This is a genomic window from Sphingopyxis fribergensis (genome assembly GCF_000803645.1).
Classification (GTDB): Bacteria; Pseudomonadota; Alphaproteobacteria; order Sphingomonadales; family Sphingomonadaceae; genus Sphingopyxis; species Sphingopyxis fribergensis.
The window spans coordinates 4,825,507-4,841,122 of sequence record NZ_CP009122.1; the positions used below are offsets into that span (position 1 = coordinate 4,825,507).

General features: G+C 63.3%; 16 protein-coding genes. 14 read left to right on the forward strand and 2 right to left on the reverse strand.

All coding sequences use genetic code 11. The features are described from left to right. Positions 1-6: 6 nt before the first annotated feature. On the reverse strand, positions 7-390 hold the full coding sequence (copC, locus tag SKP52_RS22625; protein ID WP_011542702.1) for a copper homeostasis periplasmic binding protein CopC: 384 nt from the start codon (positions 388-390) through the stop codon (positions 7-9). A gap of 143 nt (positions 391-533) precedes the next feature. Here copC and SKP52_RS22630 point away from each other — a divergent pair, with 143 nt between their 5' ends. The 10 genes from SKP52_RS22630 (at position 534) to SKP52_RS22675 (ending at position 9,185) form a co-directional block, all read left to right on the forward strand. Continuing rightward, a complete protein-coding gene (locus tag SKP52_RS22630) occupies positions 534-800 on the forward strand; it encodes a hypothetical protein (protein ID WP_003046403.1) in 267 nt (88 codons plus the stop codon). 2 nt (positions 801-802) lie between these two features. After that, positions 803-1,240, forward strand: a complete 438-nt coding sequence (locus tag SKP52_RS22635; protein ID WP_003046401.1) for a periplasmic heavy metal sensor — start codon at positions 803-805, stop codon at positions 1,238-1,240. After that, a complete protein-coding gene (locus SKP52_RS22640) occupies positions 1,237-1,821 on the forward strand; it encodes an RNA polymerase sigma factor (protein WP_003046398.1) in 585 nt (194 codons plus the stop codon). The genes SKP52_RS22635 and SKP52_RS22640 overlap by 4 nt, the downstream gene beginning before the upstream one ends. Before the next feature lie 119 nt (positions 1,822-1,940). Further along, the gene (locus SKP52_RS22645; RefSeq protein ID WP_374046507.1) at positions 1,941-3,776 is read left to right on the forward strand and encodes a copper resistance system multicopper oxidase; all 1,836 of its coding nucleotides are present in this window, start codon (positions 1,941-1,943) and stop codon (positions 3,774-3,776) included. Beyond that, on the forward strand, positions 3,773-4,984 hold the full coding sequence (locus SKP52_RS22650) for a copper resistance protein B (protein ID WP_003046391.1): 1,212 nt from the start codon (positions 3,773-3,775) through the stop codon (positions 4,982-4,984). Before SKP52_RS22645 ends, SKP52_RS22650 begins: the two co-directional genes overlap by 4 nt. A 92-nt stretch (positions 4,985-5,076) precedes the next feature. Beyond that, the gene (locus SKP52_RS22655) at positions 5,077-5,466 is read left to right on the forward strand and encodes a DUF305 domain-containing protein (RefSeq protein WP_223181178.1); all 390 of its coding nucleotides are present in this window, start codon (positions 5,077-5,079) and stop codon (positions 5,464-5,466) included. A gap of 1 nt (position 5,467) precedes the next feature. Next, positions 5,468-5,992: a DUF411 domain-containing protein gene (locus SKP52_RS22660; protein ID WP_039578984.1), complete on the forward strand. Its 525-nt coding sequence runs from the start codon at positions 5,468-5,470 to the stop codon at positions 5,990-5,992. Positions 5,993-6,018: 26 nt separating this feature from the next. Next, a complete protein-coding gene (locus SKP52_RS26325) occupies positions 6,019-6,366 on the forward strand; it encodes a hypothetical protein (RefSeq protein WP_137890128.1) in 348 nt (115 codons plus the stop codon). Continuing rightward, entirely contained in the window at positions 6,338-6,556 is a 219-nt protein-coding gene (locus tag SKP52_RS22670) for a DUF411 domain-containing protein (protein ID WP_077031244.1), read from the forward strand. The genes SKP52_RS26325 and SKP52_RS22670 overlap by 29 nt, the downstream gene beginning before the upstream one ends. 157 nt (positions 6,557-6,713) lie before the next feature. Continuing rightward, complete coding sequence (locus SKP52_RS22675) at positions 6,714-9,185, forward strand: TonB-dependent receptor plug domain-containing protein (protein ID WP_039578990.1); 2,472 nt, start codon at positions 6,714-6,716, stop codon at positions 9,183-9,185. 36 nt (positions 9,186-9,221) lie between these two features. Here SKP52_RS22675 and SKP52_RS22680 read toward each other — a convergent pair whose 3' ends face one another. After that, complete coding sequence (locus SKP52_RS22680) at positions 9,222-10,127, reverse strand: LysR substrate-binding domain-containing protein (protein ID WP_003046376.1); 906 nt, start codon at positions 10,125-10,127, stop codon at positions 9,222-9,224. Positions 10,128-10,182: 55 nt separating this feature from the next. Here SKP52_RS22680 and SKP52_RS22685 point away from each other — a divergent pair, with 55 nt between their 5' ends. Genes SKP52_RS22685 through SKP52_RS22700 form a run of 4 tightly spaced genes read left to right on the forward strand, consistent with a single transcriptional unit; the run spans position 10,183 to position 15,428 of the window. Continuing rightward, positions 10,183-11,253: an amino acid ABC transporter substrate-binding protein gene (locus SKP52_RS22685; RefSeq protein WP_003046368.1), complete on the forward strand. Its 1,071-nt coding sequence runs from the start codon at positions 10,183-10,185 to the stop codon at positions 11,251-11,253. Next, positions 11,250-13,442: an ABC transporter permease subunit gene (locus SKP52_RS24880; protein WP_228383750.1), complete on the forward strand. Its 2,193-nt coding sequence runs from the start codon at positions 11,250-11,252 to the stop codon at positions 13,440-13,442. Before SKP52_RS22685 ends, SKP52_RS24880 begins: the two co-directional genes overlap by 4 nt. Beyond that, entirely contained in the window at positions 13,432-14,679 is a 1,248-nt protein-coding gene (metC, locus tag SKP52_RS22695; protein ID WP_052208761.1) for a cystathionine beta-lyase, read from the forward strand. The genes SKP52_RS24880 and metC overlap by 11 nt, the downstream gene beginning before the upstream one ends. Continuing rightward, a complete protein-coding gene (locus SKP52_RS22700) occupies positions 14,676-15,428 on the forward strand; it encodes an amino acid ABC transporter ATP-binding protein (RefSeq protein WP_039578994.1) in 753 nt (250 codons plus the stop codon). The genes metC and SKP52_RS22700 overlap by 4 nt, the downstream gene beginning before the upstream one ends. The last annotated feature ends 188 nt before the right edge of the window (positions 15,429-15,616 follow it).

The following is a 15,616-nucleotide window of genomic DNA, read 5'->3' on the forward strand; positions in this document are numbered from 1 at the left end:
CGTCTTTTACTTTACGGTGAAGCTGAATTCGCTGCCCATGCGGTGGGTATCAGCGCCCGCCGCCGACCATGTGACCTTGTAGGTTCCGGCTGTCAGCGGCCGCTTGAGCATCAGCATCGCCGACTTGCCCTCTTTGCCCATCATCGACGAGTAAGGCACCTTCATCGGGGCATGATTGGCCATGCCGGGCATGCCGGTCATGACCAGCTCGGTCTTGAGGGTCGAGGCGACGATCTTTTCGTTGAACTGAAGATTGACCGACGTGACCTTCGAAACGGTCGAATTGGCGGCGGGCGTCGAGCTGACGAGCTTGGTGTGCGCGCTTGCCGTGGCCGGCATGAGAAGCAGAGCGAAAGCCGCCGCTGCAGAGGGGAGAAGAGACTTGAACATGAACACCTCCAAATGCGTGTCTGTCCTGCTAATACGCAGGATATCGGCATGGCCCTCAAATATTCCGGAATAATATTCTGGTGTGAGGGGTGAGGCGCTTCGGCGCGTATGTACAATGATGGAAAGGTTTGAAGAGACGATCGATGGATAAGGAGCTTCGCATTTTGAACAGGATCGATCTGCCCGCAGCGCTCGATGCGCTCGATGATCGCATCATGGGCGCATTGGCGATCCGCCGGCGCGAAGCGGTAGCGATGCGCCGCCTGATGGCGCTCGCGGCCTTTGTCTCGCTCGGCGGCGGTGTCTTTGCGGGGAGTGCGATTTCCCAGCCGGCGGTCGCGGCAAGCCCCCTGACCCCATTCGGCCCGCCTAGCGCATTGGTGCCTTCCACCTTGCTGGATGTACAGTAGCGATGCCGTCGCGCCGTCTTCTTCTCTTGGGGCTCATTGCCTTCGCCGCGGCGATTGCCGGCGTGTTCATCGGCCGTCTGGTAGCCGATGCGCCCAAAGCCAGCGAAACCGAACTTCATGCGCTTCTCCACGGCCAACTCGACCTGACCCCGGAGCAGGAAAAGAAACTCGAGCGGATCGAAGCCGACTTCGCCGGTCGCCGCCAGGCGCTCGAACTCGAGATGCGCGCCGCCAATGTCCGGCTCGCGCAGGCGATCGAAGCCGAGCATGGCTATGGACCGCGCGTCACCGAGGCGATCGACGAGACGCATGAGGTGATGGGGACATTGCAGAAGGAAACGCTCCAGCATCTCTTCGCGATGCGCGGGGTTCTCAACCCCGATCAAGCGGAAATGTTCGACAAAAGCGTGGTCAAGGCGCTGACCGCCGATGCGCGGTGAGCGCCGACCTATCGCAATGTAGCGACCAGGATCTGGCGGCCTTTGCGCGCGCGCACCGCGAAGACGCCTATCGCGAGTTGCTGCGCCGTTACAAAACGGGCGTCTACCGGCTCATCGTAAAGCAGATCGGCGATGCCGACGAGGCGATGGATTTGACGCAGGAGACGTTCGTCTCCGGCTTTTCGGCGCTCGATCGCTATGATGGCGAACGCCCCTTCCGCACATGGATCGCCCGTATCGCGCTCAACAAATGTCGCGACTGGGCACGACGGCGAAAGGTGCGCGCCTTTTTCTCCCGCGCGCTCCCGCTCGAAAATGCGCATCACGTAGCAAGCGATGGTCCTGGGCCCGATTCCGCGGCGACCGACAGGCGAGAGCTCGCCAGGGTTCGCGGGGCGATCGATCAGCTGCCGCAGAATTTGCGCGAAGTGTTGCTCCTCCGCGGTGTCGACGAGGTCAGCCAGGCCGAAACAGCGGTCATTTTGCGGGTCAGCGAGAAAACAGTCGAAACGCGCCTCTATCGAGCGCGGACCAGGCTCCGGGAATTGCTCGCGGGAACATCTGCGAGCGCCGAGGGTTGAGGGTTCGACCGCTCGTTCAGGCGGCATCTCCTCATCGTCCGGCATTTTTATTGAGGGGCAGGCGTGCCGCCTGCGTATAGCTTTAGGAACAGTCAGTAACGGTCGGAAAGAATATGCAGATGGAAAGGCGTCGGTTCGTCAGTGGAGCTTTGGGTGGAGGGGCTGCTGCGGCGATGGCCGCATGGTTCCCGGCCTGGGCCCAGCCGGTGTCGTCCGGCATCACCGCGCCGCTTCCGACCGTATCCGGCAATGACATAACGCTGCGCATCGCGCGCCAGACGATGCGCATCGACGGCAAGGTCAGTCGCGCGATCGGGATCAACGGCACCGTGCCCGCGCCGCTCGTCCGGCTGAAGGAGGGACAAAACGCGCGCCTCACCGTCGTCAACGATCTCGACGAGGACAGCTCGATTCACTGGCACGGCCTGATCCTGCCGTTCCAGATGGACGGCGTGCCCGGCGTCAGCTTCCCCGGGATCAAGCCGCGCTCGAAGTTTGTCTATGAATTCCCGGTCGTTCAATCGGGGACCTATTGGTATCACAGCCATTCGGGGCTTCAGGAACAGCTCGGCCATTATGGCCCGATCGTCATCGATCCCGCGGGCGCCGACCCGATCGGCTACGACCGCGAGCATGTCGTCGTCCTGTCCGACCACAGTCAATTGTCGCCCGAGGCGATCTTCCGCAAGCTCAAGGTCAATCCCGGCCATTTCAACATGCAGCGCCAGACGCTGGCGGGCCTGCTTGCCGGCAAGGATCAACCGCTCAAGGAGCGGATCGATTGGGGCAAGATGCGGATGGACCCGACCGACGTCGCCGACGTCAATGGTTCGACCTACACCTTCCTCGTCAACGGCCATGGTCCGCGCGACAACTGGACCGCGCTCTTCAGCCCCGGCGAGCGGGTACGCCTGCGCATCGTCAATGCGTCGGCGATGACGATCTTCAACGTCCGTATCCCGGGCCTCAGGATGACCGTCGTCCAGGCTGATGGGCTCAATGTCGTGCCGACCGAAATCGACGAGTTCCAGATCGCGGTCGCCGAAACCTATGACGTCATCGTGACCCCGGTCGAGGACCGTGCTTATACGCTCGTTGCCGAGGCCAATGACCGCTCGGGCATGGGACGCGCGACGCTCGCACCGCGCGCTGGCATGGTCGCCGAGGTGCCGCCGCTCCGCGAACGGCCGCTCGCGACCATGAAGGACATGGGCATGGGCGACATGTCGGGCGGCGCGATGGCGGGTATGGACCATTCGGGCGGCGATATGGGCGCCATGCCCATGCCGGCGAGCGACCCTTCTTGTCCTCCCGAACATGCCAAGATGGGCCATTGTACGCCAGCGGGGGAAAGCGGCGCGATGGCGGGCATGGATCATGGATCTGGCGGAGGCATGCAGCACAGCATGCGCGACTTCAGTGTCGCGCCGCAGGTCAAGCGCGATCCCAGCGTTCAGACGATCTCGCCGATGCCGATGGATCGCATGGGCGAGCCGGGGCAGGGACTGGAGAATGTCGGGCACAAGGTGCTGACCTACCATGACCTTGTCGCGCTCGAGCGCAACCCCGATACCCGCGCCGCCTCGCGCTCGCTCGACATCCATCTGACCGGCAATATGGAACGCTTCATGTGGTCGTTCGACGGCATCAAGATGTCCGACTATCACGAGCCCATCCCCTTCATCGAGGGAGAGCGCGTGCGGATCAACCTCATCAACGATTCGATGATGAGCCACCCCATCCACCTCCACGGCCATTTTTTCGAACTGGTGACGGGCAAGGGCGACCGGTCGCCGCGCAAGCATACGGTGCTTGTCCAGCCGGGCGGCATCGCGAGCTTCGATTTCACCGCCGACGCGCTCGGCGACTGGGCGTTCCATTGCCACCTTCTCTATCACATGCACGCGGGGATGATGCGCGTCGTCAGCGTCCGTCCGAAGGGAGACGGCGAATGACCCGGGTCGCGCTTCTCCTCGCGGGTATCGCCCCGCTGGCCTTTGCTGTGCCCGCCGCGGCGCAGTCGATGGATCATTCGATGCATGGTGCGGCGCCCGCGCCGACACCCGCTCCCTCGCCAACGCCAGCACCCGTAGCGCAGTCCGCGCCCGAAGCGCCCGCCGAAGGGTCGATGGAGCAGATGGACCATGGGAACATGCAGGGCATGGACATGGAACCCGAGGCTTCAAGCTGCCCGCCCGAACATGCGGCGATGGGTCATTGTACGCCTGAGGCGGAAGCTCCAGGCAAGGGCGCTTCGGACATGGGTGCGATGGATCATGGCGCACCGCAGCCGTCCGATCCCGATTGCCCGCCCGAACATGCCAAAATGGGCCATTGCACCCCGAAGGGCGGATCTGCGGACGCGATGGCGGGAATGGAAGGCATGGCGACCACGAGCAGCGCTAGCGGCACCGATTTGCCGCCGGGCGATGCTACCGCGCCTGCGCCTCCCGGCGACTGGTATGCCGATCGCATTTATCCCCAAGCCGAAATGGAGCATTCGCGCCACGACATGATGAAAGAGAATGGTGCGCAGACCATCGCTTTCATCAGCTTCAACCTTGCCGAATATCAGGCGCGCAAGGGCCGCGACGGGTTCCGCTGGGACGGTGAGGCTTGGTACGGCGGCGACATTAACCGGCTGACGATCAAGAGCGAAGGCGAGGGCGTGTTCGGCGAAGGCATCGAGAGCGCCGAGGTACAGGCGCTCTACAGCCGGGCGATCGGACCCTATTTCAACGCGCAGGCGGGTATCAGGCAGGATCTTGGGCCCGGCCCCGACCGCACCTATGCGACGATCGGCTTCGAGGGGCTCGCCCCCTATTGGTTCGAAGTCGAGGGCGCGCTGTTTCTTTCGAACAAGGGTGATCTGCTCGCCCGGCTCGAAGGCTATTACGACCAGCGCATCACCCAGAAACTGATCCTCCAGCCGATGGCGGAGGTCAATTTTGCGCTCCAGGATGTCCCCGAGACCGGCGTTGGTTCGGGGCTTTCGGATTTCGAGCTCGGGCTTCGCCTGCGTTACGAGGTCGTGAAGGAATTCGCGCCTTATGTCGGCGTCGAATGGGCGCGCAAGGTCGGCGATACCGCGCGTTTTGCCCGCGCCGCGGGCGAGGATGCGAGCGGCGTCAGCTTCGTGATGGGGGTGCGGGCCTGGTTCTAGAAGTTTCGCGGGGTGGCGACACGTCGAGGAGAAATGCCGTGAAACCAGCCTATCGCAGCCTCGCGCTGCAGACGATCGTCAGCGGCGTCATCATGTATCTGGTGATGTTCGTCATGATCGACCGCCTCTCGAGCTTCTACAATAATCTCAACATGCTCTACATGACGCTGATGATGGTCTCGCCGATGGTCGTGCTGATGATCGTCGCAATGCCGGGCATGTTCCCGTCGAAACGTCTCAATACGTTCCTGCTGCTGGGATCGGCAGTTGCCTTCTTCGGGAGCTTCGGGCTCATCCGGACACAGACGACGATCGGCGACACGGCCTTCTTGCGTTCGATGATCCCGCATCACTCGGGCGCGATCCTCATGTGTGAACAGGCTTCTCTCAAAGATGCCGAGATACGCGAACTCTGCCGCGGCATCATCGCGGGGCAGGCGGCCGAAATCGAACAGATGAAATCCATTCTCGCGAGGAAATGACATGAAAAATCCGATGACGCGCCGTCATCTTTTCGGCCTGATTGCGGTCGGATCGGGGATGGCGCTTGCGGCATGCAATTCTGCCTCGGGCCCGGCGGCGACCAGCGATAAGAATGGCGCGGCGCCCGCGCCGGGCGCCGAGACGTCCAGCCCCAAGCGAATGCTCGTTTATCGCGATCCCGAATGCGGCTGCTGCGAAGCTTGGGCGGATATCGCGCGCAAGGCGGGTTATGATGTGACTGTCGAGAACCGCTCTGACATGGCCGCCGTAAAGACGCGATATGGTGTGCCTGGCCAGCTGGCGTCGTGCCACACGGCAGTTATCGGCGGCTATGCCATTGAGGGTCATGTGCCGATGCAGCATGTCGCGAGGCTCCTTCACGACAAGCCACGCGACATTCGAGGGATCGCCGTGCCCGGCATGCCGCGCGGCTCACCAGGAATGGAAATGCCGGACGGAAGCGTGGACGCATTCGAAGTGATGGCGTTCGGCAGCGACGGCAAGGTTTCTGAATTCCGCGCATGACCTGCCGACACCAAGAGGAGACAGATATGACGAGATTCATTCCCCTGGCGAGCGCCGCCGCGCTGATATTTGCTCTGGCAGGATGCGGCACTGAGCCCGCGCAGCAGAGCGACGTCACACCGGAACAGAGTGAGGTCACTGCCGGTGAGCCGCCCGCAATGGTCGAGACCATGCCCGTAGCGGACGAGACGCCCGCCGCGTCTGCCCCGGCGGCGCCGACCAAAGAGGCAGTGCCTCCGGAGAAATCCCGCCCCAAGCAAGAACCTGCCGCGAAGGCCGCTGTGCCGCCACGGGCAAAGGCCGCGCCGGAAACGCCGAAACCTGTCGAACCCGAACCCGATCCTCATGCTGGGCACGATATGGACAAAAAATAAGGGGCATGTGCCGACGCGGCATGTCGACCGGGCGGTCGAGGACAAACTGCGCGATATGTCCGGCTTCGCCGTGCCCGGCATGCCGCGCGGCTCCCCGAACGGAAATGTCGAAGCATTCGAAGTCTTGACCTTCGGCGCCGATAGAAAGGCCGTTGTGTTCCACACGGACCCCCGGGAAGGGATCGAGTAACAGCGACCGGGCGCTGCTCGATGCCGCAGCGAGAGATATAACCATATGGAATAACCATCTCGTTTGTAGCGATGAGTGGTGATTATTTCTGGTCATGCCAAGGCCGCGAAGATAGCTCGGTGGCGAAGCCGAGAGCTTTCGCAAATGGGAGGGGACCATGAAGAAATTGCTTCGCACGAGTGGCTCGATTATCGCCGTCCTGGCAGGCATTTCGGCCGCCGCCGCCTTCGCGCAGGATAACGCCAAAGAGGCGCCGCAGCCGGGCGCGTCGCAGGGCGAAATCGTTGTGACGGGCACGCGGCGGAACGATCTCAAGGCGGCCGATTCCGCCCAGCCAATCGACATTATCACCGGCGCCGAACTGCTCGAAAAGGGCACGGCCGACATGAACGATCTTCTCCGCACCGAGGTCCCGTCGCTCAACGTCCAGCGCCTCGTCAGCAACGACGGCGCCGTTTTCACCCGGCCTTTCTCGCTGCGCGGCCTGCCGCCGGACCAGACGCTGGTGCTCGTGAACGGCAAACGGCGCCATCGCGGCGCGACGGTCCAGTTCACCAATGTTCCCTATATCCGGGGATCGCAGGGACCCGATCTTTCGGCGATTCCGTCGATCGCGATCGGCCAGCTGGAGGTTCTGCGTGACGGCGCGTCGGCGCTCTATGGATCGGATGCGATCGCCGGCGTTCTCAATTTCGGTCTGCGCCGCGATCGCGAAGGCGGATTGCTGATCGCCCGCTATGGCCAATTCTACAAGGGCGACGGTGAGGATTTCCTCGTCCAGGGCAATGTCGGGCTTCCCTTCACCGACGCCGGTTTCGTCAACATCAGCGGCGAATATGTGAACGCCAGCACGACGTCGCGCGGTATCCAGCGTCCCGACGCGCAGGCGCTCATCGATGCCGGCGTTCAGGATGTCCCGGTCCCGGCGCAGCGCTGGGGAAATCCCGAATCCGAGGCGGCGCGCATCTTCGTCAATGCCGGCATCGAACTGTCGGACGAGATGGAATTCTACACCTTCGGCAACTATAGCTGGAGCCGCGGCACGACGGCCTTCTTCTACCGCAACCCCAATGCCAGCTTCATTTCCACCTCGATTCCGCTCACCAATACGCCCGGAGGACAGCGCTTCAGCTTCCGCCAGCTCTTTCCCGGCGGCTTTACGCCGGATTTCGGCGCCACGGTGACCGACGCGGCGCTTGCGGCCGGCCTCAAGGGCGAATTCTCCTCGGGCCTGACCTATGACCTCAGCGCTTCCTATGGTCAGAACCATGCTTCCTACCGGATCGAAAATACGGTCAATCCGTCGCTTGGCCTCGCGTCGCCAACATCCTTCAAGCCGGGGCAGCTCGAGCAGCGCGAACTCGCTTTCAATCTCGATCTCACTTACCCCATCGCGATCGGCACCTCCGATCCGCTGACGCTTGCCGGCGGTCTCGAGTATCGGCGCGAGACATATGAGATCACGGCCGGCGACATCGCATCATGGCAGGTTGGTCCTTTCGCGTCGGTCATCGATCCCGATACCGGAAACCGCGTCGGACTGCCGGTCGGCTCGAACGGCTTCCCGGGCTTCAGTCCCATCCAGGCGGGCGAGTTCGCGCGCAGCAACTGGGCCGCCTATACGTCGCTCGAAGGCAATCTCACCGACGCGCTCCAGTTCGGCCTTGCCGGCCGCTACGAGAATTACTCGGACTTCGGCTCGAAATTCACCTGGAAGATCAACGGGCGATATGATTTCTCGGACGTCTTCGCGGTGCGCGGATCGGTCAACACCGGCTTTCGGGCGCCGACGCCGGGCCAGTCGAACGCCTCGCAAGTCCAGACCAACATCGACTCGATAACCGGGGCGCCGCTGACCGCAGGCATTATCGCGCCCAACAATCCGGTGGCGCAATTCTTCGGCGCGACGCCGCTTCGGCCCGAGAATTCGTTCAACGTCGCCGGCGGCATCGTGGTGAAGCCCTCCAATCGCATCACCTTCACGCTCGACTATTTCAACATCAAGGTCGAAGACCGGATCGCCGTATCGGGCAATTTCAATCTCACCCCGGCGCAGCGCGCGCAGCTCGCGGCGCTTGGCATTCCCGGTGGGGATTCCTTCCAGCAGGTGAGCTTCTTCACCAACTCCTTCGACAGCCGCACCCAGGGCGTCGATGCGGTGCTCACCGTGGGCTTCGACCTCGGCGGCGGCAAGGCCACGCTCGGCCTCAACGGCAACTATACCAAAACCGATGTCATCAAGGCTTCGCCGGTGATCACTGCGGACCGCGAGCGGCTGCTCGAACTCGAGGGCTTCGTTCCGAAGTGGAAGGGCAATGCGTCCTTCACTTATGCGGGCGAGCGCTTCGGCTTCGTCGCGCGCGCGAACTATTATGGCAAATGGACCGACTATGGCGCCGCACCGGCTGCCGACCAGACGGGCGGCGCCGAACTGCTGGTCGATCTCGAGCTGTCCTACAAGGTCAGCGACATGCTCAAGCTTGCGGTCGGCGGCGAGAATATCTTCGACAATTACCCCGACGTCGAGGCGCGGCAATCCCAGATCAACAACGGGATCCGATATCTCCGCTTCGCGCCGACGGGGTTCAACGGGGGCTTCTGGTACGTTCGCGCGACCGCCTCCTTCTGATCGGTGGCCGTGAGGGCCGTGCGGCGTCTTGTGTCTTCAGCTGGCGTCGGAGCCGAACATCGCGTCGCGGTGGGATTCGAGCACCGCGATAAAGGCCGCAGCGACTTGGGACATCGGCCTCAACTTCGGCGTGAAGAGCATATATTCGAAATGGACCTCCGGCGCGAAATCACGGACCGTAAGGCCCCGCTCGGCATAATCCGCTGCGGTCACGGGGTTGAGGATCGAACATCCGACCCCCTGCATGACAAGCGCGCAGATGGTCATCGCATATTGGGTTTCGATGACCATCTCGCGGTGGACGCCCGCGTCCTCGAAAATGCGATCGATGCGGTGACGCACGCCGTCCTCGAGCGCGAGCGAAATGAAGGGCTCGCCCTCGAGATCGGCCGGCCGAATGACGTCCTTGACGGCCAGCCGGTGACCGGCAGGGAGAACGCAGGCGCCGGGGCAGCGCAGGAAGCGCTCCATCCTTATGCCGGGCAATTCGCGCGCCGGCGTCGCGAGCCCGATGTCGAACTGCTGGTTCGCCATCCATTGCCGCACCGTCGAGGAACTGCGGGTCTGGAGCTGAACGGTGACGCCGGGATGCGTCTCGCGAAAGGCCGCGATCACGCGCGGCAGGAAACTGACCGCGAGCGCCGGGAGGGCGGCGATCCGGAGCGTGCCGGTCGCCATGTTGCGGATGTCTTCCGCTACCCGCTTCAGGGCCGCAATACCGGAGAAGCTCCGCTCGACTTCGTAGAAAAAGGCGTCGGCTTCGGGCGTCACGGTGAGCGCGCTGCCGCGCGAACGCAGGAAGAGCTGAAAGCCCAGCTGATGCTCGAGCTCGGCAAGCATCTTGCTCACCGCGGGTTGCGACAGGTTGAGCGACTGCGCGGCCTGGGTGACCGATCCCGAGAGCATCACGGCCCTGAAGGCTTCGAGGTGACGCAGGTTCATCGGACATCGCTCCCTATAGCTATTTCTTATGGCGCTAGCATTGAAAGCCTCGTTTATGAATAGGTCGCACGCATCGCGCCGCTGGTTACCGGCGCTGCTCGCCGCAGGCGCCCTGTTACTCGGCGGCTGCGGCCGCGAGCCCGCCGGCACCGGTGGGCATGAAATCGCCGCGGCGAAGGGGTCGACGCTTGCGCGGATTCGCGCGCGCGGAACGCTCAATTGCGCAATTCATACGGGGCAGCTCGGCATGTCCTATCTCGACAAGCGCGGGCGCTGGCAGGGGTTCTTCGTCGACTACTGCCGGGCGCTCGCCGCTGCGGTCCTCGGCGATGCCCGCAAGGTCCGGTTCATGCCGGTCGCCTCGAACAAGCGCTTCACGATCGTGCAGACGGGCGAGGCCGACGTCCTGTCGCGGACGACGACATGGACGCTGACGCGCGACACCGACCTCGGGGTGAATTTCGTCGGCACCATGTATTATGACGGGCAGAGCTTCCTGGTGCCCCGGCGATCGGGTGTGCGGCTTCCGACGGATCTCGATGGCGCATCGATCTGCATCACCAAGGGGACGACCTCCGAACTCAACACCGCCGAATATTTCGAGCGCAAGGGGCTGCGTTTCCAGTCGGTCGTGTTCGAGAATCCCGAGGAAGCCAAGCTCGCCTTCTTTGCCGGGCGGTGCGACGCGATGACCACCGATGCCTTCACGCTGACCGTGATCCGTCTCGCCGATACCGCGCATCCGGACGATTATGTTGTGCTGCCCGAACGACTCACCAAGGAGCCGGTAGGTCCCGTCGTGCGCAGCGACGACGAGCAATGGTATGAGATCAACAAATGGGTGCTGAACGCGCTCTTTGCTGCCGAGGAAATGGGGGTCACCCGCGCGAATGCAGCGCGCATGCGCATGGCCTCGCGTGACCCCGAAGTGCGCAAGATGCTCGGCGGCCTGCCCGGATTCGGCAAGTCGCTCGGCCTCGACGATGACTGGGCGTATCGCGCGATCGAGGCGACGGGCAATTATGGCGAAATCTTCGACCGGCACATTACGCCGCTCGGCGTCGAACGCGGACAGAATAAGCTCTATCGGGACGGCGGGCTGATCTACCCGTTGCCGATGCGATGACTCATAAACACAGGCGGCTTGCCATCGCTGCGTTACCCTGGCTGCTGATCGCGGGCGGGCTTGTGGTCGCCTACGGCCTGTTTGCGACATTGGCGGACAATCTCGCGGACCGAAACATCCGGACGGGGTTCGGTTTCCTGTTCGACCGGGCGGGTTTCGCGATCGGTGAAACGCTGATTGCTTACGCGCCGGGCGATTCCTATGCCGCGGCGCTGGCGGTGGGTCTTCTCAACACGCTCCTGATATCGGCGCTCGGCATCATCTTCTCGACCTTGCTCGGCCTCGCGGTCTGCATGGCGCGCCTGTCGTCCAACTGGCTGCTTGCGAGGCTCTCCGGCCTTTATATCGAGCTGGTTCGCAATATTCCGCTGCTGCTCCAGATGTTCGTCTGGTACGCCGCGCTGCTGTTCGGTCTGCCCGGACCCGGCCCGGGCGCCGTCGGACCGTTCGACCTCGATAATCGGGGATTGCACCTCCCCGCGCTCTCCTTGGCCGATCCGGGACGGCCGGTCTTTCTCATCGCGATCGTCGCCTGTGCGATCCTGCTGGGTGCCGTGCGGCGAGGAGCCGTTCGCACGCGCACTGCGCTGGCCTTCGCCGGCATCTCCCTGGTGCCGCTCTTGCTGTGGGGCGGGATCGATCTGCCGCGGGCGGGGCGCTTCGGAACCGTCGGCGGATTGTCGCTCTCCACGGAGTTTCTGACGCTGGTCGCCAGCCTTTCGGTCTATGCCTCGGCCTATCTGGCCGAGATATTCCGCGGCGCGATCCTCGCCGTTCCCGCAGGGCAGAGCGAGGCCGCCAAAGCGCTCGGCCTGTCGCCCGCGCAAACAATGGGACGGATCGTGATGCCGCAAGCGCTGCGCATCGCCATACCGCCGATGACGAGTTGGCATCTCAACACGATCAAGAACAGCTCTCTGGGGGTAGCGATCGGTTATCCCGAGTTTGTCTCGGTGGTCGACACCGTCATCAGCCAGACAGGCCAGGCGATCGAAGGCGTCGGCCTGATCGTCGCGACCTTTCTCCTGCTCTCGCTGTCCTTGTCGTTCGTTACCGACCGCTATGCCCGCCGGTTGGGCTGGAGCGCTGCCGGGCAGCCCGGCCGCAGCATCCAGTCGTCGCCCCTCGAACCCTTTCCGCTGCGCTCGGTGGCCGCGTGGCCGTCGTGGATGCGGCGCAATCTCTTCAAGGGATGGCGCCAGTCGATATTGACCATCGCGATCCTCGCTATGACCGCGGCTTTCGTCGGCAGGGGACTCTCGTGGCTGCTATTCGACGCGACCTTCGCCGGGGGCGCCGCCGATTGCCGGTTGGCCAGCGGTGCTTGCTGGCCGTTCCTCCGCGAAAATGCGAGGCTCATATTGTTTGGCACCTATCCCGAAGCCGAGCAATGGCGGTCCGCCGCAGCGGCGGCCGCGCTGCTTTCGTGCCTTGCGTTCTCCTTCGTTCCCCGATTTTGGCGCAGCCGCCTCGGGCTTGTCTGGCTCGGAGCAATCGCCGTGGCGGTACTGCTGTTACGAGGAGGGTTCGCGGGCCTTCCTTATGTCCCGATGGAGAAGTGGAGCGGCCTGCCGGTCACATTGCTGCTCGCGAGCCTTGCGGTGGTCGGCGCTTTTCCATTGGCTATACTCCTCGCGTTCGGCCGCAGGTCGATGCGGCGCGGGGTTCGCTGGCCGAGCATCGCTTTCATCGAGCTGGTTCGCGGAACACCCCTGATTGGGGTGCTCTTCCTCGCTGCGGTCCTGTTCCCGTTGTTCGTGCCCTCCTATCTCTCGATCGACAGCCTGCCACGCGTCCAGATCGCGCTCATTCTCTTCACTGCCGCCTATATGGCGGAGGTCATCCGGGGCGGCCTGCTGGCCATTCCCGTCGGACAGGCCGAGGCGGCCCATGCCCTTGGCCTCACCAAATGGCAGACGCGGCGCCACATTCTGTTGCCGCAGGCCCTGAAAGTCAGCGTGCCCGGGCTGGTCAACACATCGATCAGCGAGGTCAAGAATACAACGCTCGTCCTCATCGTCGGCGTCTTCGATTTGTTGCAGACGACCCGCCTCTCCTACGTCGAGGCGCAATGGCGACCCTATTTCGCCGAAGCCTATCTTTTCACCGGGGCAATTTTCTTTTTCCTCTGCTTCTCCCTGTCCCGGCTCAGCATGAAGATCGAACGGAAACTAAACTATGCAGGATAATCATGACGGAAAATGGCCCGAGGAGCCGGCGAGCCCGAAAGGAACCGCCTGGCAAGATCCGACGCGTGCCGTGCACGGCGGTCCCCGCCCGCGCGATCAGCGGGGCCTTATCAATCCGCCCGTCGATCGAGCTTCCACCATTATCTACGACAGCGTCGACGCCTATATGGACCGGCACCAAGGGCTCTACGACGAGGTCATCTATGGTCTGTACGGAACGCGAACGACCTTTGCGCTCGCCGAGGCTGTCAGCGAACTCGAAGGCGGCTGCGCGACCGTCATCACCTCGTCCGGAACCAGCGCAATCGCGCTAGCCCTCACGGCTTTCGTGGCCGGGAGCGACCATCTGCTCGTCGCGGACTGCGTCTATGGGCCGACCCGCAAGTTTCTGACCGACGTTCTCGCGCGTTTCGGGGTCGAGGTGGAATATTTCCGGCCCGATATCGGAGCGGAGATTGCCGGGCTGTGCCGCAGCAACACCCGGCTCATCTATATGGAGACCCCGGGCTCGCAGACATTCGATATGATCGACGTCCCCGCGATCACGGCGGTTGCGCGCAGCCGGGGCATATTGACCGCTCTCGACAACACCTGGGCGACGCCGCTCTTCTTCAAGCCCTTGGCCCATGGCGTCGACATCTCGCTTGCTTCGGCAACCAAATATCTCTCGGGGCACTCCGACTGTCTGCTCGGCACGATGACGGCGGCCAGCGATGCCGTCTACCGCCAGCTCAAGGACGCGGCGGCGCGCTGGGGCAACTGCGCGAGTCCCGACAATTGCTATCTGGTCCACCGGGGCATCAGGACGCTCGATGCGCGCCTTGAACGCCACCAGCGCACCGCAGCGACGCTGATCGAATGGTTCGCCCAGCAACCCGAAGTGGTTGCGGTCCGCTATCCGGCTCATCCCGCCGACCCCGGCCATGCAATCTGGAAGCGGGATTTCACCGGTGCTTCCGGATTGTTCGGTGTTCAGCTCGATGGCCTGACCCCGCCCGAAACCAGCGCCTTTTTCAACGAATTCTCGCTATTCCAGCTCGGTTCGAGCTGGGGCGGCTTCGAAAGTCTCGCGGTTCCGGCGTGGCCCGCTCCGATCCGCGATTTTCCCAATGGCGAGGCAGATGGGGCGCTGATCCGCATTCACGCCGGCCTCGAAGCGCCGCAGGATCTGATCGCCGACCTCGCCGCAGCCTTCGCGCGGGTACGAGCGCTCCGCGGCCGGGGGCAGGCGTCATGACCGACGCCTCGGGCCACGCGGCCGTCAGCTTGCGGCAGGTCGACAAATATTATGGCGCCTATCATGCCCTCCGCTCGATCGACCTCGAAATCGCCCCGCGCGAGCGGATCGTGATTTGCGGCCCTTCAGGCTCCGGCAAATCGACGCTCATTCGCTGCATGAACAGGCTCGAGGTGCCCGACTCCGGTGCCGTCCTGATCGAGGGAACCAGGATAACCGACGCGTCGCGGGAGGCCGTTGCGGCGCTCCGCGCCGTCGGCATGGTCTTTCAACAGTTCAATCTGTTCCCGCACAAGACGGTGCTGGAGAATTGCACCCTCGCGCCCGTCCTGCTCGGCGGCTTGTCTCTTCCGGAGGCGGAGGCGCGCGCCATATCCTATTTGGACAAGGTGAGGATTGGCGACCAGGCGGGCAAATATCCGGGGCAGCTCTCGGGAGGGCAGCAACAGCGGGCCGCGATAGCCCGCGCTCTGGCGATGGAGCCCCGGATTCTTCTCTTCGACGAGCCGACATCGGCGCTCGATCCCGAGATGATCAAGGAGGTACTCGATGTGATGACGTCCCTTGCCGGCGAAGGACGGACGATGGTGTGCGTGACGCACGAAATGGGATTCGCGCGCGAGGCGGCCGATCGCATGCTTTTCATGGATCAGGGCCAGATCATCGAAGACGCAAGGCCGGCAGATTTTTTCGCCGCGCCGAAAAGCGAGCGCGCACGGACCTTTCTCGAACAGATACTTTCGCATTGAGCGGCTCAAGTCGGTCGCGCCCCCAAGCTGTGCCGACCCACTTAATCATGTCATTTCATAAGCAAGCCGAGGGAGGGGCCCGCCGGCTCCTTGCGCGAAAAGGCTCAGGCCGGAAAAAATTTCAAAATTGATGAGGGGTAGAGCTTTGGGGTGCGTATCTAGTAAGTATCGTGCGCCCGGAATTTACT